Raw genomic sequence first — 26393 nt, 5'->3', positions numbered from 1 at the left:
CTATACTACGTTCCATTGAATTTGGATAAAGGGGAACTATCGATGAAACATTTCAGAGTGTCATTTTTAGTGACATTTATCTGCCTGGGCATTTCCGCCTGGTGGGGTTACACGCACGGTGGCGTGCAGACGATGCTGGCAGCGCTCGGCATTGCCGTGATCCTGGGCGTGATGGAAGTCTCGCTGTCGTTTGACAACGCGGTGGTCAATGCCTCGGTGCTGAAGAACTGGGACAAGTTCTGGCAGGGCCTGTTCCTGGGCGTGGGCATCATCATCGCCGTCTTTGGCATGCGTCTGGTCTTTCCGCTGGTCATCGTGGCGCAAGCGGCGGACCTGGGGCTGATGGAAGTGTGGAATCTGGCGTTGAGCAATCCGGAACAGTATTCGATGCACCTGACGAATCACCACGCGGAAGTGGCGGCCTTCGGCGGCATCTTCCTGCTGCTGGTCTTCCTGAACTTCCTGCTCGATTCGGAGAAGGAAACGCACTGGCTGGGCCGTATCGAGGAAAAACTGGGCGCGCTGGGCAAGATTTCGTCGATTTCCGTGATGATCGCCCTGGGCACCCTGATGGCCAGCCTGTCGATGATCGAAGAAGGCCAGAAACTGGTGGTGCTGACGGCCGGCCTGTGGGGTATTTTGACCTACGTGGGCGTGGATGTGGTCAGCGGCTTGCTGGAAGGCGATAACGGCGACGGCAACATGGGCGACATCGTCAAGCGCGGCGGTATTGGCGGCTTCCTGTACCTGGAAGTGCTCGATGCTTCGTTCAGCTTTGACGGCGTGATCGGCGCGTTCGCCATTACCAAGGATGTCGTGATCATCATGCTGGGCCTGGCGATCGGCGCGATGTTCGTGCGCTCGATGACGGTGTTCCTGGTGCGCAAGGGTACTTTGGATGAGTTCGTTTATCTGGAGCACGGCGCGCACTATGCGATCGGTATCCTGGCCGTGATCATGTTGGTCAGCATGAAGTTCCATGTACCGGAGATCTTCACGGGCCTGATCGGCGTGGCCTTCATTCTCGCCTCGCTGTGGTCGTCGATCCGCTACAAGCGCAGGATGGCCTTGCTGGAAGCCGAGGGAGACAAACAGCCGGCGCTGGAAGCGGCAGCGAAGGCATAAGGAATACGCGGCAAACGCCTACACCCGTTTGCCAGCGTGATGCAGCAAGCGCCGCCTTTGACCCGGGGAGTCGGGCCGGTGGCGGCGCCAGGTGTACACAAGTAGTTATTTGGTTTCATACACGCTGGACTTTTATTTCACATAGGAGAAATACATCATGGCAATCAGTCTGCAAAAAGGCGGCAACGTCAACCTGAGCAAGGAAGCGCCTGGCATCTCGAAAATGATCATCGGCCTGGGCTGGGATGCCCGCGCCACCGACGGCGCCGCGTTCGACATCGACGGTTCCGTCTTCCTGCTGAAGGCCGACGGCAAGGTACGCGCCGACGTCGACATGATTTTCTACAACAACCTGAAGTCGAGCGACGGTTCCGTCACCCACTCGGGCGACAACACCACGGGCGCTGGCGACGGCGATGATGAAACCGTCGTCGTCGACCTGGCCGCGGTGCCGGCCGACATCGACAAGATCGCCGTCTGCGTGACGATCCACGATGCCGAAGCGCGCAAGCAAAACTTTGGTATGGTGTCGAAGGCTTACGTGCGTTGCGTGAATGCCAATGGCAACACGGAAATCGCCCGCTTCGACCTGTCGGAAGACGGTTCGGCGGAAACGGCCATGGTCTTCGGCGAAATCTACCGCAACGGCGGCGATTGGAAATTCAAGGCCATCGGCCAGGGCTATAAAGGCGGTTTAGGCCCATTAGCCGCTTCTTTTGGTGTCGGCGTGTAAGGTAGCCACACCAAACCTGCTGCGCGGTGCGCTTTGCGGCCGGCGATGCTCACCGGCTCGGCGCCCCCGTACTAAAGTACGGTTGCGCTTCTCGGCCACAAATCACATCCGCTCGCTACGGTTTTGTGCGGCACCGTTATTCTGTAGTAAGGGCGGTTTAGCCCGACACCATCATCATCGTTGAGGAAGGAACAGTCAGATGCCAGTTTTTAGTATTACCGGGGACGTCGATCCCTTCCTGCATGTGTCGCTTGCCAAGGGCGAGAAGATTTATTGCGAATCCGATGCGATGGTGATGATGGAAACCAATCTTGAGCTGAAAGGCAAGATGACCGGTGGCATCGGCGCCGCGCTGATGCGCACCTTTGCCAACGGCGAATCGTTCTTCCAGCAGCATATCGAGGCACTGCGCGGCGACGGCGACTGTCTGCTGTCGCCCACCTTGCCCGGTGCCATGCGGGTGCTCGACGTTGGCACCCAGCAATACATGATCAGCGACGGCGCCTTCGTGGCGGCCAGCGCTGGCGTGGAATTGAAGGTGCGCACGCAAAGCCTTGGCAATGCGCTGTTTGCCCAGAGCGGTGGTTTTTTCATCACCGAGACGGCAGGCAGCGGCCAGTTGGCGGTCTCCGGTTTCGGCGCGATGTCGGAACTGGAAGTGACGCCCGGCAAAGACGTGGTAATCGATAACTCGCACGTCGTGTGCTGGGACAACCGCCTGCAATATGAAATTTCCATCACGACCGGCAGCAGCGGCGGCTTTCTGGGCAATTTGATCAATAGCCAGACCAGCGGCGAGGGCATGGTACTGAAGTTTTCAGGCACGGGCAAAATCCTCGTGTGCTCGCGCAACCGCGCGGCCTTCCTCGCCTGGACGCAAAGCAAGCCGGCGTAATCAAGCTGTAACTAACCAAACAGGAGCAATGCGTATGTCTGTCAATTTGAGCAAGGGCCAGAAGATTTCTCTGGACAAAGAAGCTGGCGCCACCCTGACCCGTATCACCATGGGCCTGGGCTGGGATGCCGTCAAGACCAAGGGTTTCCTGGGTTTCGGTTCGAAGACGGAAGCCGTCGACCTGGACGCCTCGTGCGTCATGTTCGATGAGAACAAGAGCACGTCCGACATTGTCTGGTTCCGCCAGCTGAAAAGCAAGGACGGCAGCATCGTCCACACGGGCGACAACCGCACGGGCGCGGGCGATGGCGACGACGAACAGATCAACGTCGATCTGTCGAAAGTGCCGGCGCACGTGAAAAGCCTGGTCTTCACCGTCAACAGCTTTACTGGCCAGAACTTCTCGCAGGTGGAAAACGCCTATTGCCGCATCTTGAATGCGAGCAATAACCAGGAAATCGCGCGTTTCAACCTGTCTGTGCAAGGTTCCCACACGGCACAGATCATGGCCAAGCTGTACCGCCATAACGGCGAATGGAAGATGCACGCCATCGGAGAAAACGGCAACGGTCGCACGTTTGACGACCTGATGCCGCAGATTGCCGTGCATCTATAAACGTCCAGGCCAAATCTGTTGCGCGCCGCGATTTGCGGCCGGTGATGCTCACTGCCTCGGCGGCCGCGTGCCGTCGCACAGCTGTGCTTCTCGGCCACGACTCGCATTCGCTCGCGACGATTTTGCCAGACGTTATTAAGGAGCAGTACGCAGCGGGCGGGGGACGGACCGGATACCGGCCCTTGTCCGCTGCTCTATATTGAAGGAGAGTATGTCGTGATGCGATTGCTGATAGCCTTGCTACTTCCGTGTCTTACGTTTTTCATGCTGGGGCGCCCGCTGGCCGGTGTCGCCGCCTTGATCTTGCAGTGCACTGTGATCGGCTGGGCGCCGGCGGCCCTGTGGGCCCTGTACTCGGTGAACCAGCATAAAACGGAGCAGGAACTGGAGGGTGCGTTAAGCCGCAGCTACATGCGCAGGCGTAGTCGGCTGATCTAACTCAGCCGGGCGCCGGGCATCCTTGCGCTAAGGCCCGCACGAGTGATCGTGCGGGCTTTTTTGTGTCCGTGCGCGGCACTGCCCACTTCAGCAGGAAGGCGCCCCAGCGCCAGCCGCCACGCCGGCAGGCAGTGCCTCGGCCGTGTTGCTGCGTGCGCCTTGCCTTGCGCTTGTTGCGTCCCGCATGCCGTGCAAAACTTGGGCTATCCTTCATGATGAATGGTGGCTGGGCGGCGGCTGCGCTGCAGGAGCGGCGTCCCCGTCGCGGCCGTACAGTGCATTCTTCTTCTTCTTCTTCTTCTTCTTCTTTTTCTTCTTCTTCTTCTTCTTCGCCGATGTCAGGGCTGTCTTGATTGCAATCAAGATTGCAACGTTATCGCGGCAGCCCGCTCACTTCTTGCAGCGGATCGGCACGTTCACGGAATTGCCGTCGGAACTCAGGTTGCGGTATTGCAGGTCTTCGCTTTCGATGGCAAAGCTGGGCACGGCGTGCACGTAGCGCTGCTTGCAGACGGTGCCGTCATTGATCAGTCCGCCTTTCAGCATGTAGTCGCACAGGGCGAAGCGCGAGTCCTCGTCGTCAAGGATCAGCACGCGCGCCGCACTGTACAGGGCCGATTGCAGCACTTCCGGGCTGCAGTTTTCCGGCCCCGTCAGCTTCAAATGGGTCTTCGTTTGCGTGGCCAGGCGCTGCAGCTTGACGAGGGCGGCGCGTTCCTGTTTGCGGGCAAAGTCGACTTCGGCATCGTCGCTGGCCAGGCGCAGCGCCAGCGAAGCGATTTCATCGATGGAAATATGCCAGGCGAAGCCTTCCAGGCTGGTGCGCACCTGGCCCGGCAGGGGATCGGCCGCATCGACTTCGCAGCGGAACTGGCCCACATGCGGACGGCACAGCACGGGAATGGCAAAGGACGAGGTGCGCTTGCCTTTCACGAATTTCTGGCTCAGGTCGCCAAAATTTTCCTGCGTGATGGTATCGAAGCGGGCCTGCCCGAAACCCATTTTCACAAGGTTTTCCCTGCGCTGGCGCGAGAACAGGGCATCGACGGCATCGTAGATGTTCTTGTTGAAGATGCGGTCCAGCGGCTTGCGTTCATCCGACATCTTTTCAAACACGGCGCTGGAATTGGGCGCGTTGGCATCGATGGAAATCAGGATGAAGGGCTTGCTGTTCAGGCGCGGCGGCACGAAGGCCATGTCGTTGCCGTACAGCTGAGTCAGGGCCACGTCCCACAGGGTTTCCACGCCGAGGTTGTCGGCCGCGCCGCCGTCGAACAGGTGCACGTACGAGGGCGATTCGCGCGACTCGGAACCGAGTTCCGGCACGAAACTGTTTTTCGGCCGGAAGCGCTCGAACGTGACGGAGTCGAACACGCCTGGAAAGGCGGCCGAAGTGGCCACGGCCGTGGCCAGGCGGATATCCTTGATGGGCGAATGCAGGGTGTTATAAAAGTACTCGTAAGAAAACACCACGCGCTTGCCGCCATCCGTGGCGTCGGTGGCGTTGGCCAGGAAGATGGGACCGTCATGGGGCAAGTCCTGGTAGGTCTTCTTGTTGTACAGCACATCGTCAAACACGTCGGACAGGAAGGACGTGCGGGTCTTGTCCGTCAGCAGCATGGTCGTCAGGTTGGCGGGCTTGAGGATGGTCTGGCTGAAGAAATCCGTGCGCAGTTTGCTGCGTAGCAAGGGCCAGTCCGTCTGCTGTCCATGCAAGGCATAGTAGCCGCCCGCGATGGCGCCGCCCGAGACGCCGGAAATGGCCGACGCGCCGCTGACGAGGCCGAATTGCTCCAGCTGCTCCAGCGAGGCGGCCGAAAAGTTCGCCGCGCGGCTGCCGCCACCGGACAGGGCGATGCCGATGAAGTGTTCGCTGGGCAGGGGGTTCTGGATGCGCGCCTTCGGTGCGTCGATGCGCAGGCGCGGCGATTCCTGGACGGTAAACGTGCTGTTTTCCACGCCGCTGTTGGGTTGCAGGGCCAGCACGGTACAGCCGCTCAGCAGCACAGCGAGGCAGGGGGGGGCGAGCAAGGATGGCTTCATGCGTGATCGGTGCGTAGTCAGGGGTTGGGAGCAGACGCAAAACGTGTGCGATTCTAGCAGCATCACCGACCCAGATGGAACGCCACGATGACCGCGTTATAGCCCGCGTGGACGAGCATGGGCGCCAGCAGCGAGCCGCTGCGTTCGTACGCCAATCCCGTGCACAGGCCCAGCACGAACACGGGCAGCATCGACGCGGGAGGATGGACGATCGCAAACAGGGCGGCGGCAATGCCGATCGCCTGCCATGCCGGCAGCGAGCGGCGCAGGCCGCCCTGGATCAGGCCGCGGAAAATGAATTCCTCGCACAGGGGCGCGGCCAGCACCGTCATGCCCAGCAGCCAAAGGGCGTTCCCTGCATTGCCGCCCGCTGCGGCCGCAGGGGACTGCTGGACGAGCGTCCAGGCGATGCCGCAGACGGCTGATACGGCCGCGCCCGCCACACCCCAGCGCCAGGGTTGGCGGCCTTGTCCGATGCGCGGCACGCCGGCCGTCTTGCTGCGCCAGTAGACCAGGCGCACCAGCGCATACGTGAGCGCGCCGGCGCTGCCGAAGGCGATGGCCACTCGCGCCAGTGGCTCGGCCACTTCGTCCTTGAGCAGCAGCAAGGCCAGGGTCTGCAGGGTGAAAAACAGCATGGCGGCGATCAGGCCGTCCGACGCGGACACCTTGGCCGGCGGCGAGGCGGCCGGGTCGAGCAGGTAGGGCACTTCATCGCGCGCCTTTTGCCACAGGGCAGCGGCCAGCGCCGCCGTCAGCACGACGAAGGCCAGTTGCTGCGCCAGGCTGCCTGCCGCCAGGGCGGCGAGGTAGAGGCCGGTGAGCAGCAGGTACAGGTACATATAGGTGGGGCGCATTTTCGCCGTCGCCTCGGTCGCCAGCGGATCGCTGGCGAACACGCCCAGCGCCACGGCGATCATCGAATACAGGGGAATGCCGGCCAGGGCCAGCAGCATCAGGCCTGCCGTGTCCCATTGCCAGGCGGGCAGCCAGGCCAGCGCCACGCCAAACAGGATGACGGGATAGAGCAGGGCCAGCACGGCCCACAGTTGCGCCTTCTGCCGCAGCGCCTGTTCGACGGAGACGGGAAACGTGTACAGCAGCCACAGCGCGCCGCCTTCCTTGTTGAGCGTCTGGAAGGCCGACAGCATCAGCGTATAGGTACCGAGGAAAAATCCCGTCGCCGCCAGCAGGGCGGGGCTGGCCAGCAGCGCATGCACGTCGCGCGCCTGGCCCGAGAATAACAGCTGTCCGCCGAGGATCAGCAGCGGCATCAGCAAGGTCTGCACCATGAAGTTACGGTCGCGCACCAGCAGGGTCAGTTCGCGGCGCTGGATCACCGTGCCGAGGCGGGCGAAGCGCCTGCGGGCCGGCGGCGCTGCGGGAGCACGCTTGCGGCTCGCTTCGCGCTGGCCCGCGCCCACCACGCCGTGGCGCAGCTGGCGGCGCAGGATGGCCATGCCCAGCAGCATGAGCAGCGCGCTTTGCGCCAGCAGCAGGGCGGCCGGCAGCACGCTGGCGGCAAGGCCATCGGCATTCATCAGGCGCACCAGCAGGCCAGGCGGGGTCCAGGCGCTCCAGGCGGGCACGGCTGCCGCCCACGCATACGCGAAGCCGCCCGTGGCCATGCCAAAGGACATGCTCATATACATGGGCAACATGCTGGCCAGCGACAGCAGCGCCTGCAGGTTGCCCAGCTGGGCGGGCGAGAGCGACAGGCGCAAGCCCGTGTCGACGAGAGTGCGCAGCATGGCGGCAACGGCCAGCAGGAGCAGGCTGGCCAGCAGCGCAGAGACTGGCGACAGCCAGCCATGGCCCGAGTACCAGGCGATCATGGTGGTGCTGGGCCACAAGGCCAGCAAGCCGGCCGGATTGACGACCGTGCGTTCGAGCACGCGGGCCCACAGCAAGGTGCTTTTGCCGACGGGCAAGGTGACCAGCCATTCCAGGTCCCAGTCCGGCTTCGACAGTTCACCCATGCCCAGCGGCACCAGTACGCTGACCAGCCACAGCAAGGTCAATTGCAAGGCCAGGCCGCCCATCAACGCCGCGCTGAAGGGCGTGTCGATGAGCTGGGCGATGACAGGATCGAGCACGTGGCTGCCGGTCTGCATGCTGCCGCGCGCCTGGCAGGCGGCCACCTGGTCCAGCAGGCAATGCATGTTCAGCAGGCTATGGCGCGCGATATTGCCGAAGGAAAACAGCATGGGCAGCACCAGCAGCACGCCCAGCATCCAGCGTCCCCGCTTCTTGCCCGGCGCGGCGGCGCGGCTCTTGCCGCCTTTTCTGAACGAGAAGCCCCTGCCGCTGACGTTGACGAGGCGCTGCAGGCGCAAGCGGGTCAGCAGCCAGACGGCGCGCCAGTTGCTCGGTGGGGCAGGTGTCACGCGGCGGCCGTTTCATCGGTGAGTTGCAGGAAAATGTCTTCCAGGCTGCCGTCGCTGGACAATTGCTGGCGGATGTCGTCCAGGCTGCCCGTGGCCACGAGCGCGCCCCGGTGGATGATGGCGACCCTGCTGCACAGCTTTTGCGCCATGTCGAGCAAATGCGTGGAGACAAAAATCGTGGTGCCGGCCGCGGCGATGCGCAACAGGCGTTCCTGCACGTCGCGCGAGGCGCGCGGGTCGAGGCCGTTGATCGGTTCATCGAGGATCAGCACGGCAGGATCATGGATCAGCGCGCAGGCCAGGCCCAGTTTTTTCTTCATGCCCAGCGAGTAATTCACGGCAAAATCCTCGCTCGCCTCGTCCAGGCCGAACTCCGTCAGCAGGCGCGCCGTGCGCGCGGCCGCCTCGGCGCGCGGATAGCCGTGCATTTCGGCGACGAACTGGAGGATTTCGCGGCCCCGCAAATAATCGTAAAAGATGGGATTGTCCGGCAAATAGCCCACCTTGCGCTTGACGGCGGCGCCGTCGCGGTGGCAGTCGAGGCCATCGATGAGTACCGTGCCGTCGCTGGGCACGAGAATGCCCATCAGCATGCGGATGGTGGTGGTCTTGCCGGCCCCATTCGGTCCCAGGAAGCCGAAGACTTCGCCTTTTCCCACCTGCAAGGTGAGCGGCTTGACGGCCTCGAAGCTGCCGTAGCGCTTGGCCAGGCCCTGGAATGCGATCATCGTGTGTCCTCGTGTCATGTCAATATGCATAGAGTAAGTTGCAAGATGATAGCTTGCCTTTCAGCGACTGCCAAATGCGGCCAGCAGGCGCCGTTCGCCCGCTTCTGTGACGCGCAGGGCGCGGCTGTCGAGTTCGCGCTCGGCCCAGCCCTGGCGCAGGGCCAGCTGCAGGATGGCGGCCCCCAGCGCGCCGCCCAGGTGCGCGCGCCGCTCGCTCCAGTCCAGGCAGGGGCAGGCGAAGCGGCGGCGCTGGCGCTGCAGTTGCTGCACGTCGATGCCCAGCGCCGCCATGCCTGCCGCTCCCGCTTCGGTCACGCGGTAGTCGCCGCCCGCGTCCTGCAGCCAGCCGAGCGCATGCAAGTGGTCGTGCAGGGTGACGGCCACCGTGCCGGCCATGTGGTCGTAGCAGGTGCGCGCGTGGCGCAAACGGTCCGGCGTGGAGGGCGAGAATGGCTGCCTGGGCACGCCGGCCACCACCAGCAGCGCTTCCAGCGCTTGCCCGACCTCGGCGCTGGCCAGGCGGTAATAGCGGTGCTTGCCTTGCGCCAGCATGCTCAGCAATCCATCTTCGCGCAGGCGGGCCAGGTGCGCGCTGGCCGTCGAGGCCCCCACTTCGGCCAGGGCCGCCAATTCCGTGGCCGTGCGCGCATGGCCGTCGAGCAGGCTGCACAGCATGCGCGCGCGGGCCGGTTCGGCGATGGCGCCGGCCAGCTGCGCCAGGCTCATGTCGGCGGTGGGGTGGGGAAGGCTGTCATCCATGATTCGTCCGCTGGCGAAGTGTTGTGGTGGAGGAGCCAGCATACTCGCCTCCCTTGATCACCGCAATGGAAGCGCCATGTTCCCCAACGATCCCGTCGACGCGCTCGCCGCCGTCACCCACGCCGCGCCCTATGTCTACTATCGCCGCCTGGCGGCCGGTCCGCCCCTGTACTTCGATGCGCAGCTGAACTGCTGGCTGGCGGCGGGCACGGCGGGTGTGCATGCCGTGCTGGCGCATCCGGATTGCCGCGTGCGTCCGCCTGGCGTGGCCGTGCCGCCGAATCTGGCTGGCACGCCATGCGGGGCGATTTTTGCCGAACTGGTGCGCATGAACGAGGGCCAGCGCCATGCCGCGCCGAAGCGGGCGCTGGCTGCCGCGCTGGGCCAGGTGGACCTGCCGCGCCTGCATGCGCGCACGCTGCGCATGGCCCGGGAGCGGCCGCCCGCCAGCGCCGTGGCGCTGAACGCCGCGCTCTTCGAGTTGCCGCTGTTTGCCATGGCCGATGTGCTGGGCTTTGCGTCAGTGCAATGGCCGGCCCTGGCCGCGTGGACGCGCGATTTCGTCGCCTGTCTGTCGCCGTTGAGTAATAGCGCCCAGCTGGCTGGCGCGCAGGAAGCGGCCGAAGCGCTGTTGCAACGTTTTACCGCCTTGCTCAATGAGGGGCCGGCGCGGCCCGGCAGTTTGCTGGCCGCCGTGGTGGCGCAGGCACGCGCAGCGAACTGGCAGGCGGCGGGCGGCATACTGGCCAATCTGGTGGGTTTGCTGTCGCAGACCTGCGACGCCACGGCGGGCTTGCTGGGCAATGCCGTGATTGCCTTGCGCGCGCAGCCTGGACTGCGCGCGCAACTGTACGCGGCACCGCAGCTGTGGCCAGCCATGCTGCGCGAAGTGAGCCGGCACGATCCGTCCATCCACAACACGCGCCGCTACACGGCTTGCGCGGTGGAAATCAACGGCGTGACGGTGCCGCAGGACCAGATGATGCTCGTCGTGCTGGCCAGCGCCTGCCACGATGCCACGGTGCATGCCGAGCCGGAGCGTTTTCTGCTGCAGCGGCCCGCGCTGGCGCCCGATGGCTTTGGCCACGGGCGCCATGCCTGTCCGGGTACGGCCATGGCGCAGGCCATTGCCGGCGCCTGCGCGCAGGCGTGGGCCGGCGCGCTGGACGGCATGCCGCTGGCATGGAAGTACCAGGCGTCGCCGAATGCCCGCATCCCCATCTTTAACCGGGGAGCACTGCCATGATTGCCGTGATGTTTGAAGTGTGGCCCAGCGCCGATGGGCGCCAGGAGTACCTGGACCTGGCCGCGTCCCTGCGCCCCTTGCTCGACAACATCGATGGTTTCATTTCCATCGAGCGCTTCAGCAGCCTGAGCGAGCCGGGCAAATTGCTGTCGCTGTCGTTCTTCCGCGACGAGGCGGCGCTGGCGCAGTGGCGGCAGCTGGAGGCGCACCGCGCGGCGCAGGCGGCGGGCCGGCGAGGCGTGTTTGACGATTACCGCTTGCGCATTGCCGGCGTGGTGCGCGATTACGGCATGCTGGAGCGGCATGAGGCGCCAGCCGACAGCCGGCTGCATCACGCACCCGGGTCGTCGGCGGCTAGCGGGGCAGGGCGTTCTGCGTGATTTTGACTTTCACGCGATAGGCGGGCTGTTCCGCGTTCAGCGCGGGCGGCGTGGCCGGGTCGACATCGAGCAGGGTAAACGTCAGGTGGTTGACGGTGACGGAACTGGCACCGCCGGGCATGGAATCGGACAGGACGATGTCGGTGGCGCCCGCCTTGTTGATCAGGCTGAAGCTGTAGCTGACGTAGCCTTTCCACACGCACACGGCGCCCTTGCGGCAGCGGCTGTCGTTGACGCGGTCGAGTTTCAAGGTGTCCGTGGCCGTGATGGCCACTTGCTGGCCGGGCGAGAGCACGTGGGTGAGGCTGCGCGGCGTGTTTTCCGCGTCGCCGGCGCTGCCGGCCGCGCCACAGCCAGTCAGCATGGCCAGGCAGGCGATGAGCAGGGGGAGCAACAAGGTACGATAAGAGCGGTTCAGATAATGCATGCTTTTCCTTTCAGATGGAGCGTCCTCGGCGTGCGTGCACGCAAGAGATAAAAATGATAATAACAAAATGATATTTTTCCGGCGCACTCCTGGCGCGCTGCGGATGAATTGATGCGCCGGCCACGCGGCACACCGATTACTGCGTAGAATGGCTGTTTTGAAAATCAGGAAACAACCATGAAAAAAACCGACCTGGCCAAAAGCGATGCCAAGAAACTGATGGGAAAGATGAACGTTCCCGGCGCCGGTGCATTCGGTAAGGAAGCGGTGGTCATCGACCGCCGCGAACAGCGCAAGCGCGACCAGGCCCTGGGCCTGGTGCCATTCGCCGTCAAGCTCAACAGCGATCTGGTCTTGCAATTGCAGAACATCGCCAAGGAGCGCGGCGCGGATCTGAATGAAGTCGTCGCCGAACTGATCACCAAGGGCTTGGCTGCAGCTTAACGGCCGACAATGTTTATCTGTTGATAAACATCAAAGTTCAAAACTAAAAGGCGCCTTGCGGCGCCTTTTTTACTGCGGCTCTTGCGGGTCTTACACGTAGGCCGCCAGGGCGCCCTTCATTTTTTTCAAGGCCGCCACTTCGATCTGGCGGATGCGTTCGGCCGATACGCCGAACTCTTCCGCCAGGGCGTGCAGGGTGGCGCCGGAACCGTCGTCGTTGGCCAGCCAGCGCGCTTCGATGATGCGGCGCGAACGGGCGTCCAGTTTACCCAGGGCCGTTTCCAGGCCTTCCGATTGCAAACGCGTCACTTGTTCCGCTTCCAGCACCTTGGTCGGCTCGCTTTGCTCCGACGACAGGTAGGCGATCGGCGAAAACTTGTCGTCTTCATCGTCGGTCGGCGATTCCAGGGCGATGTCGCGGCCGCTCAAGCGCGTTTCCATCTCGATCACTTCTTCGCGCTTCACGTCAAGCAGCTTGGCCAGCGCATCGATTTGCTTCGGCGTCATCGCGTCCAGGCCCGTCTTGTGGCTGCGCAGGTTGAAGAACAGCTTGCGCTGTGCCTTCGTCGTCGCCACCTTGACCAGGCGCCAGTTTTTCAGGATGTACTCGTGCATCTCGGCTTTCACCCAGTGCATGGCGTACGATACCAGGCGCACGCCCTGGTCCGGATCGAAACGTTTCACGGCTTTCATCAAGCCGATATTGCCTTCCTGAATCAGGTCGGCGTGCGGCAAGCCATAGCCCAGGTAGCCGCGGGCAATCGAGACCACCAGGCGCAAGTGCGACAGCACCAGCTCTTGCGCGGCGGCCAGGTCATTTTTTTCACGCAGGCGTTTTGCCAGCGAAATTTCTTCATCATGGGTCAACATGGGCAGACGGTTCACGGCCGAGATATAGGCGTCGATATTGCCCAGATTGCCGGTGAACCCGAGGCCCAGCGCATTATTTTTGGTCGGAACCAATGCGGACGTTGCGGACATCATAGTCATGTTTTCTCCCTCGTAGTCTTGCTTTGTTCCAGTTGGCCATGTCACGCGACATGGTCCGTTTTTTCGTTCGTTTTTGCGTATTCGGTCTTGCGCTTCGCAGATCGCGGCACCATCTTCATCTGGCGTCCATGGCGGTTCTGCCTTGGTATGTCCCTATATTAGCACTCTCTGCTTGAGAGTGCCAATCGGCACATTTAATCGTCCTGATAGCCTAAATACTATGGCGATTTACTAGTTGATACTTAATCTGAAATGCGCCGCCAGGGCGCATGGTGACTGCCGCGTGCAGCGCTCCGGACTGGCCCGAAAGGGCCACGCCCGTCTTCACGACAACATGCATAGTCTACGGCCGCAAGCTGAAGCGAGCCTTAAGAATACTTGCTAAATGTCAAGATAATCGCAGTATGGGGCGAATGTCAAAAAAACAAGGGGTGGCGGGACGCATGGCGGCGCGGGGCGCCGCCATGGGGAGGAAAGGTCAGTTCAGGCGCGCCAGGTGGCGCTGCACGCAAAGGAAGGCGCCGATCAGGCCCAGGCCGGCGCTGACGGCCAGCAAGCCCGCCATCGGCAGCGGCGCCAGCGGCACCAGCTGGAATTCGGATGCGTACAGGCGGGCAAACTCGGCGATCGCCGTATTCAGCGGCTGCAGGGCCAGCGCCACGGCGCCCAAGGCCAGTGCGCCGGCGCACAGGCCCAGCAAGGCGCCCGTGTAATAGAAGGGGCGGTGGATGAAGGTATCCGTCGCGCCGATCAGTTTTGAAATGCTGATTTCATCGCGCTGCTGCATCACTTGCAGGCGGATGGTGTTGAAGACCACGGCGATGACGGCCACGCCCAGGGTAATGGCCAGCAGCAGCAGCACCAGGCGCAGCACGCCCAGCAGGGCCGCCAGGCGCTTGACCCAGGCCGAATCGACTTGCGCCGATTCCACGCCGGGCAGGTGGCGCAGCTGTTCCGCCACCGCATCGACATCCTGCGCTTCGCTGGCGCTGTTGAAGGCATCGAGCTTCAGCACATAACTGTCGGGCAGGGGATTGTCGCCCAGGGTGCTCAGCACGTCGGCCAGGCCGCTCTTGTTTTTCAGCGAGTCCAGCGCCTGTTCGCGCGGCACGAAGACGATCTTGGCTTTCTGGTCGTGCACGATCTTGCGCATTTCGCCGGCCAGGGCCACAGCTTGCTCGCGCGGCGTGTCGATCTTCAGGAAGATGCTGATTTCCGGTTCGACCGACATCTGTTCCGACATGGGACGCACATTGTCGAGCATGGTCAAGCCGGCGAACGGCAGCGACAGGGCGATGGCGACCACCACCACGTTCAACAGGAAGCCGCCCGGCGACTTGCGCAGATGGATCAGCGCCGAGCCCAGCGCGAAGCGGTGTTGACGGAACCAGCCTCTCATGCGCGTTCTCCCTGTGCATCATCCTGGCCAGGCGTGGGCGCCGGTGAGAAATCGGGATCGGGCGGGGCGAAGACGGGCGCCTGCGTGGCCTTGTCGATGGCCACCAGCTGGCCGTTCTTCAGGTGGATCACGCGGGCGGCGGCGTCGAGCATTTGTTCGTCATGGCTGGAAATGAGGCAAGTCACGCCCACGGAGTGGAAGGCTTTCAGGGCGTCGAGCACCTTGTTGGCGCTGGCGCGGTCCAGGTTGGCCGTCGGTTCGTCGGCCAGGATGATCTGCGGGCGGTTGACGATGGCGCGCGCGATCGACACGCGCTGCTGCTCGCCGCCCGACAGCGACAGCGGACGCGCCATGGCGCGGTCCAGCAGGCCGACCTTGTCCAGTGCGGCGCGCGCGCGCTGCTCGGCGGCCGCCTTGTGGGCGCCGACGACGAGCAGCGGCAGCATGACGTTGGCCAGGATGGAGCGGTCGTTGAGCAGTTTTTGCTGCTGGAAGATCAGGCCCATGTTGCGGCGCAGGAAGGGCACGCCGGCCGGCTTGATCTTCGCCATGTCCTGGCCGTTGACGATCAGCTTGCCGGAAGTGGGGCGTTCCATGGCGGCGATCATTTTCAGCAGGGTGGATTTGCCGGCGCCCGATGGGCCCGCTAAAAACACCAGTTCGCCTTTGGCAATATTCAGCGAAATGTCGCTGAGCGCCACTGCGTCGGGGGAGTATTGCTTGGAGACGTGCTGAAATTCAATCATGTATAGGCTTATCCGAGCAGCGCTTCGACAAATTCGGCAGCCACGAAAGGCTGCAAGTCTTCAATTTTTTCACCGATGCCGATGAAATACACGGGCACGGGGCGCACGCGGGCAATGGCCGCCAGCACGCCGCCCTTGGCGGTGCCGTCCAGCTTGGTGATCACCAGGCCGCTCAGCTGCAGGGCATCGTCGAAGGCCTTGACTTGCGTCAGGGCATTCTGGCCCGTGTTGCCGTCGATGACGAGCAGGGTTTCATGCGGCGCGCCATCCATGCCCTTGCCGATCACGCGCTTGATTTTCTTCAATTCTTCCATCAGGTGCAACTGCGTCGGCAGGCGGCCCGCCGTGTCGACCATCACCACGTCGATGCCGCGCGCCTTCGCCGACTGCACCGAGTCGTAGGCCACGGCGGCCGGGTCGCCCGATTCCTGCGAGATCACGGTAACGTTGTTGCGCTCGCCCCACACCATCAGCTGCTCGCGCGCGGCGGCGCGGAAGGTGTCGCCCGCAGCCAGCAGCACGGACTGGTTGTTCGACTGCATGTGCTTGGCCAGCTTGCCGATGGTGGTGGTCTTGCCGGCGCCATTCACGCCGGAAATCATCATTACCAGCGGCTTGTGGCGGCCCAGTTCGAAGCGCTTTTCCAGCGGCAGCAAGAGGTCGATCAGCAGCACTTTCAGGGCTGCCTTGACGGCGGCGGCATCGAGCAGCTTGTCTTCCTTGACCTTTTTCTTCAGTTCCGTCAGCAGGAATTCGGTGGCGTCGATGCCCGCGTCGGACATCAGCAGCGCCGCTTCCAGCTCTTCGTACAGGGCGTCGTCGATCTTCGCGCCGACGAACAGCACGGACAAGGTGTTCGAGGTTTTCGACAGGCCGGCCTTCAGGCGCGTCATCCACGATTTTTTCTCGGGCTCGGCGGCCACGATCACGGGCACCAGTTCGGCTGGCGCCCCGCTCAATGGGGCGGCCGGCGGCGCGGATGCAGGCGCGGCAGGCGGCGTGGCGGCGGGAGGGGCGAGGGGCTCGGCTGGCGCAGCCTCGGGGGCGACGGGTTTTTTCTTGAAGAAACTAAACATGGATGTGTGGTGGCGGGTGCTGACCTTAGGCCCGGCGGCGCCGGACACTGTTGATCCGGCTATTCTACCAGAGCGCGCCCGGCGCTTCATGCTTTACTGTTCGATTGGCAACATTGCGCGGGTATCCACGGAGATCGCCGCAGTTCCATCGCGTTTAATGGGTTTGCAGGGCGTCCACCTGATGCCGGCGGCGCCAGTCCGCGATGCTTTCCGCGACCTGGCGCAAGTCCAGCACGTGCAAAAAAGGCGGCGGGCGGCGCGACAGGGCCGGGCTGCGCCCGCCGGCCCACAGTTCCACCGTGGCGGGCAGGCTCGCTTGCAACTGCCGCAGGCTGTCGCGCGTCTGGCGTTCCTTGCTGGCACTGGAAAACGACAGGGCCACGATATCGGCCCGCTGCGCGCGGGCGGCCGCGACGATATCCGTCAGCGGTGTTTCCACGCCCAGCGACATGCAGTGCGCGCCGGCCGCCACGCACAGCGCCTCGGCCATCAGCAAGCCCAGGCCATGGCGTTCCTGCGGCAGGGTGCTCAGGACGATGCGCGGCGTGCGCAGGCTGGGGCTGCTTGTTTGCGGCAAGGAAAAAATCGCGTGGCGCATCACCGTCTGCAGTGTTTCGCTAAATAGATGCTCTTCGTACACGGCCAGTTCGCCGCAGGCCCACGCTTCCCCCACCATGCCCGTCAAGGGCGCGATGACGTCGATGGTGAAGGCCTTTAAACCCAGCACGGCCAGGGCCTGGCGCAGGGCGTCGCCCAGCTCGGCCATCCGGTGACCGCGGCACAGGGCCAAATAGTGTTCCAGCTGTGGCGCTGGCGTGAACGGGGAAGTGCTGCCGGCGCTGGCCAGTTGCTGCAGCTGGATGGTGCTGTGCTGCATGATTTTTCCCGGGCGAAAGCCCAGGTCCAGCAAGCGCTTGACCATGCGCAATTTTTGCACTTGCTCGGCGGGATAGCTGCGCTCGCCGAAGGCATCGCGCTGGGGCTGGGGGAAGGCGTAGCGGCGTTCCCAGACACGCAAGGTTTCCTTGGCCAGTCCGGTGTCGCGCTCGACGTCGCTGATGCTGAAGGCAGGAGAGAGTTGCAGGTCAGTATCCATACCAGGGGGCGTGCTCGCGTGCCGAAAGATCGTGTCTGGCATTTTACGCCTTCCCTTGCCCCGGACCAAATAGCTGAATCCGATTAGAAATTGCCTGCGTATAAGTTTTGGAACGGATTCGTGGCCTCATTGACATAGCTCAATATTTAACTGACTATCGATGAGGCTGTCCAGGACAAACATAACACAGGTGCGCTCATGAAAATCGCCGTCGTTGGTGCGGGAATTGCAGGGTTGTCGTGTGCTTATCGCCTGGCACAGGCCGGCCAGGATGTCACCCTGTATGAGGCGGGCGACTATTTCGGCGGTCACAGCCACACGGTGGATGTCACGCTCGATGGCGTCACGCATGGCGTCGACACGGGGTTTCTCGTGTTTAACCACGCTACCTATCCGAACCTCGTGCAACTGTTCGATGAGCTGGGTGTCGCAGCGGCCGACAGCGACATGTCGTTTTCCGTGAAGATGCCATTGGGCACGGCGCCGGGCGCGCGCGTGCTGGAATGGGCGGGCGCCAACCTCGATACCGTGTTCGCGCAGCGCAGCAACCTGCTGCGCCCCGCCTTCTTGCGCATGCTGCGCGACATCGTGCGTTTCAACCGGCAAGCCAGCGCCATCGCCACGGCCGCCATGCCGGCACCGGCCCTGTCGCTGGGCGAGTTCCTCGACCTGCATGCCTATGGCGATGAGTTCCGCCACTGGTATCTGCTGCCGATGGCCGCCTGTATCTGGTCTTGCCCGGCGCGCCAGATGCTGGCCTTTCCTCTGGCGACGTTCATCCGTTTTTGCCACAACCACGGCTTGCTGCAAGTCAATGACCGTCCACAGTGGCGCACGGTGCGCGGCGGTTCGCGCGTATATGTGGAAAAACTGCTCGCCGGCATTCCGCAGCAGCGCCTGGGCTGCCCCGTGCTGGCCGTGCGGCGCCAGCCCCACGGCGGTGCGCGCATGGTCGAGCTGCATACGGCGGCTGGCATCGAGCATGTGGACCATGTCGTGCTGGCCTGCCATAGCGACCAGTCGCTGGCCCTGCTGGGCGACTTGCGCGACGAGGAGCGCAAGGTGCTCGCCGCCGTGCGCTACCAGCCGAACCGCGCCGTGCTGCACACGGACGCATCGTGCCTGCCGCAGCGGCGCAAGGCGTGGTCCGCCTGGAATTACCAGGCGCGGGCGGGGATGCAAGGCGATGCGCCGCAAGTGTGCGTGCATTATCTGCTGAACCAGTTGCAACCCTTGCCGTTCAGCACGCCCGTCATCGTCTCGCTCAACCCCCTCGATGAACCCGCGCCAGCGGCCATCATCGACGAATTTTCGTATGCCCACCCCGTGTTCGATGGCGCGGCGATTGCCGCCCAGGCACGCCTGGCCGGTTTCCAGGGCGCGCAGCACACGTGGTTCGCGGGCGCCTGGACGGGCTACGGTTTTCATGAAGACGGGTTAAAGTCGGGCCTGGCGGTGGCCGAAGCGCTGAACGGCATGGCGGCCGCGGAGCTGGGCCATGCCGCGTGACCCATCGCAGCTGCCCCAAGCGCAGCCCCAGCTGTGCCTGGGACTGGTGCGCCATGCACGGCTGCGTCCGCGCGCACATGCTTTCAGCTACGGCATGTTTTATCTGCGCCTGCCCCTGCGCAGCCTGGGCGCGCAGGATTTTCCCGCCCGTTTGATCTCGCGCAACCGCGCCAATGTGCTGTCTTTCCGCGACAGCGACCATGGCGATGGCACAACGCCGCTGCTGGAATGGATCGATGGGCTGCTGGGCCAGCATGGCGTGGCCGATGCCGGCGGCGAAATCTGGCTGCAAACCATGCCGCGCCTGTTCGGTTATGTCTTCAATCCCGTCAGTTTCTGGTTTTGCCACCGTCCCGATGGCGCGCTGCGCGCCGTGCTGTGCGATGTGCGCAATACCTTTGGCGAGCGCCATTTGTACCTGCTTGACCACGGCGACGCCATCGCGTACGGCAGTGAACTGCGCGCCAAGAAGATGTTTCATGTCTCGCCATTTTGCAAGGTGGAAGGGCAGTACCGTTTCCGTTTCCTGCGCAATTGCGAGCAGGGTGGCGAGCGGCACCTGGCCAGGGTCGATTACGACGACCTTGACGGTCCCCTGCTGCAAACGAGCTTGTCCGGTACGGCGCAGCCCGTGCGCGATGGCGCCATCGCGCACGCCTTGCTGCGCTATCCCCTGATGACCTTTGGCGTGATGGCCCGCATCCACTGGCAAGCCTTGCGCCTGTGGCTGCGCCGCGTGCCGTTTTTCAGCAAACCCCTTCCCCCACAAGAAAAGGTGTCCCGATGAGCTCCGATTCCCTGCCGACCGGCCTGCATGCACGCGCCGGCGCGCGTCCCGCGCACGACCATACGCACCTGGACGTGCCCGCTTCCGCGCGCATGATCCTGCGCCTGCTCGACAAGCTGCAATGGGGCGCCTTGCGCCTGCGCACGCCCGACGGCAGCGTCTTGCTGTACGGCGATGGCGGCAAGCCCGTCACCCTGGACTTGCACAACTGGCGCCTGTGTTCTGCCGTGCTGCGTTCGGGCGACATCGGCTTTGCCGAAACGTTCATCGCCGGCGACTGGCGCACGGACAACTTGCCCGGCCTGATCGAATTGATGATACGCAACCGCGCGCAGATCGAATCACTGATCTACGGCAACTGGTGGGGTAACCTGATCTACAAGGCGCGCCATCTGCTGCACCGCAATTCGCGCGCGGGCAGCAAGAAAAACATCCACGCCCATTACGACATCGGCAACGCCTTCTACCAGCTGTGGCTGGATCCGTCGATGACGTATTCCAGCGCCCTGTTCAGCGAGGGGGCGACCCTGGAGCAGGCGCAAGCGGCCAAGTACCGGCGCATCGCCAGCCAGTTGCAGCTGCCGCCAGGCGCCCGCGTGCTGGAGATCGGCTGCGGCTGGGGCGGCTTTGCGGAAACGGCGGCGCGCGAGCATGGCGCCCACGTGACGGGTTTGACCCTGTCCACCGAACAACTGGCATATGCGCGCCAGCGCCTGCAGGCGGCGGGGCTGGCGGCACAGGCCGACCTGCAGCTGTGCGACTACCGCGACAGCGCCGGCCAGTACGACGCCATCGCCTCGATCGAAATGTTCGAAGCCGTGGGGCAAAGCTACTGGCCCGGCTATTTCGCCTGCGTGGCGCGCAACCTGAAGCGGGGTGGCCGCGCGTGCATCCAGACCATCGTCATCGCCGACGAATTGTTCGAGCGCTACAGCAAGAGCACGGACTTTATTCAGCAGTACATTTTTCCGGGTGGCATGCTGCCGTCGCCGGCCGAATTTCGCCGCGCCGCCGAAGCCCAGGGTTTGCGCGTGGCGGACGCCTTCAGTTTTGGCCTCGATTACGCGGAAACCTTGCGCCAGTGGCGCGCCAGTTTCCTGGCGCAGCGCGTGGCGCTGGAAAAACAGGGCTTCGACGGGCACTTCCTGCTGACCTGGGAGTTTTACCTGGCGTATTGCGAAGCCGCCTTCCAGGCACATAATACGGATGTGATGCAATTTACCTTGATCAAGGAGTGACCATGCGCCGTTTGCTGACCCTGTGTTTGCTTTGCCTTGCCATGCTGGGCACCGCCCGGGCGGCCGCGCCTGCCTTTATCGCTGTCGACGTGCCAGAGGCGCGCCTGGCGGGCGAAGGCGACTATACCTGGTTCGGCATGCGCATTTATCAGGCGCAACTGTGGGTGGGGCCGCACGGCTACCAGGGCGCCAGTTCCGAGACAGCGCCGTTCGTGCTGGAACTGCGCTATGCGCGTTCGCTGGACGGCAAGAAAATCGCCGAAGCCAGCTATGAGCAGATGCAAAAACTGGCCGTCGGCACGGAGCAGCAGCGCCTGGCCTGGCTGGGCAGCATGCAGCGCATCTTTCCGGACGTAAAGGAAGGGCAGCGCATCGCGGGCGCCTACCGCGCCGGCATCGCGCCCGGCGTGCGTTTTTACCTCGATGGCCATGTACTGGCCGATGTGCCGGACGGCGACTTCGCGCGCGCCTTCTTCGCCATCTGGCTGTCGCCCGCGTCGACGGCGCCGAAGCTGCGCAGCGCGCTGTTGCAGGATGCGGCGCCGCTGCCATGAAGGCGCAGGCCAGCGCGCTGAACTTGCCCGCCTTGTTCAGCTATGGCCTGTTCGGCCTGCCCCTGGCCATGCTGGCGCTGCCCATCTATATATATGTCGCGCCATTTTACGCGCAGCGCAGCCGCCTGGACCTGGCGCAAATCGGTGCCGTGCTGCTGGCGGCCAGGATCGCTGCGGCGTTCATCGACCCGGCCCTGGGCGCATGGATGGCGCGTAGCGGACGCGCCTATGCGGTGCTCATCGCCGTGTCGCTCCCCTTGCTGTTGCTGGGTTTTGGCGCCCTGTTTCATCCACCGGCCCTGCCGGAAGCGGCCACCCTGGCCTGGTTCCTGGCCGCCTTGCTGCTCGTCTACGCGGCATATGGCCTGGCCAGCATCGCGCACCAGAGCTGGGGCGCCGCGCTGACCCAGGCGCCGGCGCAGCGCGTGCGCGTGACGGCCGTGCGCGAGGCGTGCGGTTTGCTGGGCGTGATCGTGGCGGCGGGATTGACGTCCGTCTTCGGCTATGACGGCTTGTCGCTGGCGTTTGCCGCCTGCCTGCTGGCGGCTGGCGCGCTGCTGCTGGCGCGTGCCCCGCGTCCCGCCGTGCAAGATGTCACGGCCGCGTTGCCGCCCGGCGCCTGGCGCCTGCCATTTCGCCAGCGCCCGTTTCGCTGGCTGTTTGCCGTCCTGCTCGTCAATGGCGTGGCGGCGGCCATTCCCGCCACCCTGTTCCTGTTCTTCGCCACCGACTATTTGCGCCTGGGACACTATGCGGGGCCATTCCTGATCGTCTATTTCTGCGCCGCGGCCGCTTCGATGCCCGCGTGGGTGGCCCTGGCGCGCCGTTTTGGCGAGGCGCGGGCATGGGGCGGCGCCATGCTGCTGGCCGCATCCGTGTTTGTCTGGGCGTATGGCCTCGATACGGGCGCGGCCGTAGGCTTTGCGGCGATTTGTTTATTGTCAGGACTGGCCTTGGGCGCGGACCTGGCCTTGCCGCCCGCGTTGCTGGCGGGATTGATCGGCGCCGCGGGGCATGCCGACCGCCAGGAAGCGGCATATTTTGGCTGGTGGAACTGGGGCGTGCAGATGAGCCTGGCATTGGCGGCGGGCATTGCCTTGCCCGTGCTGGCCTGGCTTGGCTACCTGCCGGGCAGTAGCAAAGGCTTGCCAGCCCTGTCGGCCACCTACGCCTTGCTGCCCTGCGCCCTGAAACTGCTGGCGGCGCTGCTGCTGTGGCGCGCGCCCTTGCAACATATATATAGTGCACCGATGGAGAATCGCCCATGCGCCCCGTGACATGCTGTCGCCGACGTCCGCGCCTGCAGGCGGCCCCATGAATCGCAAGATCGCCAGCTGGGCTGGCAAGCGCGTGTGGGTCATCGGCGCTTCCAGCGGCATCGGCGCCGCCTGCGCCACCTTGCTGTTGGAGCAGGGGGCGTACGTGGCCTTGTCCGCCCGCCATCGCGCCAGCCTGGAGCGATTGTGCGAAGGGCAGCCGCTGGCGCTGGCCTTGCCGCTCGATATCACCCAGCATGCGCAGGTACGGGCCGCCTGCGGCGAATTGATGCAGCAATGGCCGCAGGTCGACTTGATACTGGTGGTAGCTGGCGGCTACCAGGCCATGCGTGCCGATGCTTTCGACCTGGAGGCGGCGCAGGGGCTGCTGGCCCTGAATGTGGGCGGCGTCTTCAATTGCCTGGACCTGGCTCTGCCGTGGCTGCTGCGCCAGGGCCGGGGCGGTATCGGCATCGTCGCCTCGGTGGCCGGCTACGGCGGCTTGCCCAAGGCGCTCGCGTATGGCGCCAGCAAGGCGGCCCTGATCAATCTGACGGAATCACTGTATCTGGACCTGCATGGGCACGGCATTGATGTGTATCAAATCAACCCTGGTTTTGTTGCCACACCATTGACGGCCGGCAATGATTTCACCATGCCCGCCCTGATGACGGCGGCGGATGCGGCGCGGGCCATGCTTGATGGCATCGAGCGGGGACAGTTTCATATCCATTTCCCCAAACGCTTTACCAATACCATGCGGCTGGCGCGGCTATTGCCATACCGCGCCTATTTTTGGCTGATCCGCAAGGTCACCGGCCTATGAGTCAGGAGCCGAGCATGCAGCAGACGGAGGAAATGGCATGCGCGCTGGCGCGCCTGGTGGCGTTTTATGAACACCTGAGTCTGGAAAGCCTGGCCCAGCTGGGCGGCGTGTATGCGCCCGATGCCCAGTTCAAGGACCCGTTCAACGAAGTGCAGGGCCATGCCGCCATCCTGGCCATCTTCAGGCACATGTTCGTGCAGGTCGATGCGCCCCGCTTTATCGTGCTCGAGAGCATGGGGCAGTGCGGGCAAGCTTTCCTCACCTGGGAGTTTCGCTTCCGTATGCAACGCCGCGTCGCTGGCGAGCAGTGCATACGGGGCGCCACGCATGTGCGCTTCGATGCGCAGGGGCGGGTGGTCCTGCACCGCGACTATTGGGACGTGGCCGAGGAATTGTATGAAAAGCTGCCCGTGCTGGGGGCTTTCATGCGCGTGCTCAAGCGCGCAGGCCGGCGCTAGCGCTGATCCCCTATGCTTTTAAGAAAAAAATGGACAAAAGAAAAAGTAAATACTGCGCTTGGGCGCAGTAAAAAAGTTGATCTTGGTCAATGTGTCGTTTTTATGACACAAATATGTCGAAATATTGAGAAGGCAACATTGTAAGAAATTGTTTCAACTGATGCGCAATTTGCAAGCAAGAGTCGTCCTCGGCGTTTCCACAACGGCATCTATCGGGGTATCTGGTAAACCCGGAAAACATTTCTGCGTTGGCAATTTAAATTACCGAAGGGTCAGTAATTGCATTGTCACTTTGCCTATTTTTTCATCTCCTCTGCCGACGTCGGAAATAGGTGCTACGCCCCTGAATAATGCGGCAACGCACCAAAACAGGGCGGCCGATTCCCCGTTTTTGGGCCTCCCGCAGCAAACATTGGCGATGCGGTGTATGCTTCGTTCCGTTTATGCATTATCACCTTACAAATAGTGCGCTTTGTCGCGTAAGTTGTAGATGGGAAATGATGGGTAAAGCATGTTGATGTTTTAATCACACGCCTGATACTGTTGCACTAATACAACGGGTGCCAACAAGCCATGCGCTATGATGGAATGGTCAATCAGGCCAATGCATTGGTTGGCAAGGGGCACTGGCTCTGTCGCATAGTACGGTTGGCGATGGCCGGGATGCCTGAAAAAGCCCTCGGCCTGGTACCGGAAGTAACATGTTGGAACTTGATGGAATGTGAAACGGTCGTTATAGTGCCGCTTCCGGTGCCCTTTGAGCACCCGAAACGGCGCACGAAAATACGGTCGTTATGCAGCCTTCAAGCTTATCGGTGCAATAGCGTGCCGATACCGATATGACTGTTCCCCTGACCGGAACAGCAATGTGGCAGGTGGAGACCTTGCCCTCACTCATAAAAAGCGCTCTGTTAGAGCGCAGCTCGAGATGCATAGGCTGTATTACTTTTTGCTTCAAAAATTAAAGGAAATCGCAATGAAAAAAACTCTGATCACCCTGGCAGTCCTGGCAGCAGCCACTGGCGTAGCCCAAGCTCAATCGAGCGTTGTTATCTACGGTACCGTTGACGCTGGTTTCGTCAGCGAGCGCGGCGGCGCAGCCGGCACCACCAATAAAGTGGACAGCGGCGTTGCTTCGGCTTCCCGTATTGGTTTCAAAGGCACCGAAGATCTGGGCAGCGGCCTGTCGGCTCTGTTCGTTCTGGAATCGGGTTTCGGCGTTGACACCGGCGCGCAAGGTAAAAACGAATCCCTGTTCGGCCGTCAATCGTACGTTGGTCTGAGCAGCAAAACGACCGGTACCCTGACCCTGGGTCGTCAATACACGCCTTGGTACAACACCCTGTCGAAAGTTGCTGATCCATTCGCAGTTGGCTATGCTGGTTCCGCAAAGAACCTGTTCCCAGCGAACACCCGCACCAGCAACACCGTGCTGTACACCTCGCCAAACTTCAACGGTTTTGACGCTGACGTGGCTTACACCTTCGGCGAAAACGCTGATTCGAACAAAATCGGCCGTCAAATCGGCGCGTCGGCTGGCTACTCGAACGGTCCTCTGAACGCACGTCTGGCTTACAACACCACCAGCAACGACACAGCAACGACCGAAGCCGGTAGCGCTCGTAACTGGTTGGCTGCAGCTAACTACGACTTCGCAGTTGCTAAAGCTTACATCGCTTACGGCGTGAACAAAGGCAACAACAGCGCAACGTACAACTCGGGCCTGAGCAACACCAACTTCGCCGCCAATGGTCAAGCTTACGTCAACAAAGACAGCCTGAACGCCTACGGCTACCGCGCAGCTGCTCCTAGCATCGACAGCGCCAACCTGCTGATCGGCGCGACCGTACCAGTTGGTCCAGCTGGCACCGTGATGGCTTCGTACATCAAAACCAACGACAAAGGCGTTGCTAACGCTGATGCTGATCAATGGGCACTGGGTTACTCCTACGCTCTGTCGAAGCGCACGAGCACCTACGCTTCGTACGCCAAGATCAAGAACAAAAACGGCGCAGTCTACACCGTTGGTAACAACAGCAACGTTGGTTCGGGCGACAAAGCCTTCAACGTTGGTGTTCGTCACTCGTTCTAATATTCGCGCAAGCGAAGCTTAGTACCGCTGCAGACATCCCTTCGGGGATGTCTTAAAGCAAAGAAACGCGTCTCCAGGCTAGTCCTGGCGGCGCGTTTTTGCATGGGCGGCAGCAGTTATAATGTTGCTGTTACTAAAGTAAAGG

27 protein-coding genes are annotated in these 26393 nt (G+C 62.9%); 16 read left to right on the top strand and 11 right to left on the bottom strand.

All coding sequences use genetic code 11. The features are described 5' to 3' along the window. Positions 1 to 42 precede the first annotated feature (42 nt). The 5 genes from ACZ92H_RS25915 (at position 43) to ACZ92H_RS25895 (ending at position 3807) form a co-directional block, all read left to right on the top strand. Positions 43 to 1125: a DUF475 domain-containing protein gene (locus tag ACZ92H_RS25915; RefSeq protein ID WP_465051512.1), complete on the top strand. Its 1083-nt coding sequence runs from the start codon at positions 43 to 45 to the stop codon at positions 1123 to 1125. 157 nt (positions 1126 to 1282) lie between these two features. After that, positions 1283 to 1858 carry a TerD family protein gene (locus tag ACZ92H_RS25910; protein ID WP_092803296.1) on the top strand — a complete coding sequence of 192 codons (576 nt, stop codon included), beginning with the start codon at positions 1283 to 1285 and terminating at the stop codon, positions 1856 to 1858. A gap of 199 nt (positions 1859 to 2057) precedes the next feature. After that, on the top strand, positions 2058 to 2753 hold the full coding sequence (locus tag ACZ92H_RS25905) for a TIGR00266 family protein (protein ID WP_131376283.1): 696 nt from the start codon (positions 2058 to 2060) through the stop codon (positions 2751 to 2753). A 34-nt stretch (positions 2754 to 2787) separates the two neighbouring features. After that, positions 2788 to 3369: a TerD family protein gene (locus ACZ92H_RS25900; protein WP_465051511.1), complete on the top strand. Its 582-nt coding sequence runs from the start codon at positions 2788 to 2790 to the stop codon at positions 3367 to 3369. Positions 3370 to 3588: 219 nt separating this feature from the next. After that, the gene (locus tag ACZ92H_RS25895) at positions 3589 to 3807 is read left to right on the top strand and encodes a YqaE/Pmp3 family membrane protein (RefSeq protein WP_131376776.1); all 219 of its coding nucleotides are present in this window, start codon (positions 3589 to 3591) and stop codon (positions 3805 to 3807) included. A 210-nt stretch (positions 3808 to 4017) separates the two neighbouring features. Here the strand turns inward: ACZ92H_RS25895 and ACZ92H_RS25890 are convergent, their stop codons facing one another. The 5 genes from ACZ92H_RS25890 to ACZ92H_RS25870 form a co-directional block, all read right to left on the bottom strand. Then, positions 4018 to 4170 (bottom strand): hypothetical protein, encoded by a 153-nt coding sequence (locus ACZ92H_RS25890; RefSeq protein WP_465051510.1) that lies wholly within the window; start codon positions 4168 to 4170, stop codon positions 4018 to 4020. A 27-nt stretch (positions 4171 to 4197) separates the two neighbouring features. Then, on the bottom strand, positions 4198 to 5850 hold the full coding sequence (locus tag ACZ92H_RS25885; RefSeq protein ID WP_465052381.1) for a patatin-like phospholipase family protein: 1653 nt from the start codon (positions 5848 to 5850) through the stop codon (positions 4198 to 4200). Between the two features lie 62 nt (positions 5851 to 5912). Then, entirely contained in the window at positions 5913 to 8237 is a 2325-nt protein-coding gene (locus ACZ92H_RS25880; protein WP_465051508.1) for a CPBP family intramembrane glutamic endopeptidase, read from the bottom strand. Beyond that, positions 8234 to 8965 (bottom strand): ABC transporter ATP-binding protein, encoded by a 732-nt coding sequence (locus ACZ92H_RS25875; RefSeq protein WP_465051507.1) that lies wholly within the window; start codon positions 8963 to 8965, stop codon positions 8234 to 8236. The genes ACZ92H_RS25880 and ACZ92H_RS25875 overlap by 4 nt, the downstream gene beginning before the upstream one ends. Before the next feature lie 60 nt (positions 8966 to 9025). Then, complete coding sequence (locus ACZ92H_RS25870; RefSeq protein ID WP_465051506.1) at positions 9026 to 9724, bottom strand: ArsR/SmtB family transcription factor; 699 nt, start codon at positions 9722 to 9724, stop codon at positions 9026 to 9028. Between the two features lie 76 nt (positions 9725 to 9800). On the opposite strand from ACZ92H_RS25870, the gene ACZ92H_RS25865 reads away from it, so the two are divergent. Further along, positions 9801 to 10970 carry a cytochrome P450 gene (locus ACZ92H_RS25865; protein WP_465051505.1) on the top strand — a complete coding sequence of 390 codons (1170 nt, stop codon included), beginning with the start codon at positions 9801 to 9803 and terminating at the stop codon, positions 10968 to 10970. After that, on the top strand, positions 10967 to 11350 hold the full coding sequence (locus ACZ92H_RS25860; protein WP_131376262.1) for an antibiotic biosynthesis monooxygenase family protein: 384 nt from the start codon (positions 10967 to 10969) through the stop codon (positions 11348 to 11350). The genes ACZ92H_RS25865 and ACZ92H_RS25860 overlap by 4 nt, the downstream gene beginning before the upstream one ends. Here ACZ92H_RS25860 and ACZ92H_RS25855 read toward each other — a convergent pair. Beyond that, positions 11325 to 11777: a hypothetical protein gene (locus ACZ92H_RS25855; protein ID WP_465051504.1), complete on the bottom strand. Its 453-nt coding sequence runs from the start codon at positions 11775 to 11777 to the stop codon at positions 11325 to 11327. The two genes, ACZ92H_RS25860 and ACZ92H_RS25855, sit on opposite strands and share 26 nt — an antisense overlap. A 177-nt stretch (positions 11778 to 11954) precedes the next feature. Between ACZ92H_RS25855 and ACZ92H_RS25850 the strand changes: the two genes are divergently transcribed. Continuing rightward, on the top strand, positions 11955 to 12221 hold the full coding sequence (locus ACZ92H_RS25850; protein ID WP_131376256.1) for a hypothetical protein: 267 nt from the start codon (positions 11955 to 11957) through the stop codon (positions 12219 to 12221). Positions 12222 to 12311: 90 nt separating this feature from the next. Here ACZ92H_RS25850 and rpoH read toward each other — a convergent pair whose 3' ends face one another. The 5 genes from rpoH to ACZ92H_RS25825 all read right to left on the bottom strand — a co-directional run bounded on the left by rpoH (position 12312) and on the right by ACZ92H_RS25825 (position 17528). Next, complete coding sequence (rpoH, locus tag ACZ92H_RS25845; protein WP_071325304.1) at positions 12312 to 13205, bottom strand: RNA polymerase sigma factor RpoH; 894 nt, start codon at positions 13203 to 13205, stop codon at positions 12312 to 12314. Between the two features lie 484 nt (positions 13206 to 13689). Beyond that, positions 13690 to 14610, bottom strand: coding sequence for a permease-like cell division protein FtsX (ftsX, locus tag ACZ92H_RS25840; RefSeq protein WP_465051503.1), 921 nt, complete (start codon positions 14608 to 14610; stop codon positions 13690 to 13692). Next, positions 14607 to 15356 (bottom strand): cell division ATP-binding protein FtsE, encoded by a 750-nt coding sequence (locus ACZ92H_RS25835; RefSeq protein WP_131376250.1) that lies wholly within the window; start codon positions 15354 to 15356, stop codon positions 14607 to 14609. Before ACZ92H_RS25835 ends, ftsX begins: the two co-directional genes overlap by 4 nt. An 8-nt stretch (positions 15357 to 15364) precedes the next feature. Further along, positions 15365 to 16432, bottom strand: a complete 1068-nt coding sequence (ftsY, locus tag ACZ92H_RS25830) for a signal recognition particle-docking protein FtsY (RefSeq protein WP_131376247.1) — start codon at positions 16430 to 16432, stop codon at positions 15365 to 15367. A gap of 154 nt (positions 16433 to 16586) precedes the next feature. Further along, complete coding sequence (locus ACZ92H_RS25825; RefSeq protein WP_465051502.1) at positions 16587 to 17528, bottom strand: MerR family transcriptional regulator; 942 nt, start codon at positions 17526 to 17528, stop codon at positions 16587 to 16589. A 198-nt stretch (positions 17529 to 17726) separates the two neighbouring features. Between ACZ92H_RS25825 and ACZ92H_RS25820 the strand changes: the two genes are divergently transcribed. The 8 genes from ACZ92H_RS25820 (at position 17727) to ACZ92H_RS25785 (ending at position 26248) form a co-directional block, all read left to right on the top strand. Then, complete coding sequence (locus tag ACZ92H_RS25820) at positions 17727 to 19037, top strand: NAD(P)/FAD-dependent oxidoreductase (RefSeq protein WP_465051501.1); 1311 nt, start codon at positions 17727 to 17729, stop codon at positions 19035 to 19037. After that, positions 19027 to 19824, top strand: a complete 798-nt coding sequence (locus tag ACZ92H_RS25815; protein ID WP_131376237.1) for a DUF1365 domain-containing protein — start codon at positions 19027 to 19029, stop codon at positions 19822 to 19824. Before ACZ92H_RS25820 ends, ACZ92H_RS25815 begins: the two co-directional genes overlap by 11 nt. Then, complete coding sequence (locus ACZ92H_RS25810; protein WP_465051500.1) at positions 19821 to 21062, top strand: class I SAM-dependent methyltransferase; 1242 nt, start codon at positions 19821 to 19823, stop codon at positions 21060 to 21062. Before ACZ92H_RS25815 ends, ACZ92H_RS25810 begins: the two co-directional genes overlap by 4 nt. 2 nt (positions 21063 to 21064) lie before the next feature. Next, the gene (locus tag ACZ92H_RS25805; protein WP_465051499.1) at positions 21065 to 21616 is read left to right on the top strand and encodes a chalcone isomerase family protein; all 552 of its coding nucleotides are present in this window, start codon (positions 21065 to 21067) and stop codon (positions 21614 to 21616) included. Then, complete coding sequence (locus tag ACZ92H_RS25800; protein WP_465051498.1) at positions 21613 to 22893, top strand: MFS transporter; 1281 nt, start codon at positions 21613 to 21615, stop codon at positions 22891 to 22893. Before ACZ92H_RS25805 ends, ACZ92H_RS25800 begins: the two co-directional genes overlap by 4 nt. Before the next feature lie 37 nt (positions 22894 to 22930). After that, complete coding sequence (locus ACZ92H_RS25795; protein WP_465051497.1) at positions 22931 to 23698, top strand: SDR family NAD(P)-dependent oxidoreductase; 768 nt, start codon at positions 22931 to 22933, stop codon at positions 23696 to 23698. 14 nt (positions 23699 to 23712) lie between these two features. Next, positions 23713 to 24156 carry a nuclear transport factor 2 family protein gene (locus ACZ92H_RS25790; RefSeq protein WP_465051496.1) on the top strand — a complete coding sequence of 148 codons (444 nt, stop codon included), beginning with the start codon at positions 23713 to 23715 and terminating at the stop codon, positions 24154 to 24156. Between the two features lie 976 nt (positions 24157 to 25132). After that, entirely contained in the window at positions 25133 to 26248 is a 1116-nt protein-coding gene (locus ACZ92H_RS25785; protein WP_465051495.1) for a porin, read from the top strand. Positions 26249 to 26393: the final 145 nt, after the last annotated feature.

The organism is Janthinobacterium foliorum (genome assembly GCF_978021625.1).
The sequence above is the reverse complement of the archived record's forward strand: the minus strand, read 5'-3'. Positions and strand labels throughout refer to the sequence as shown.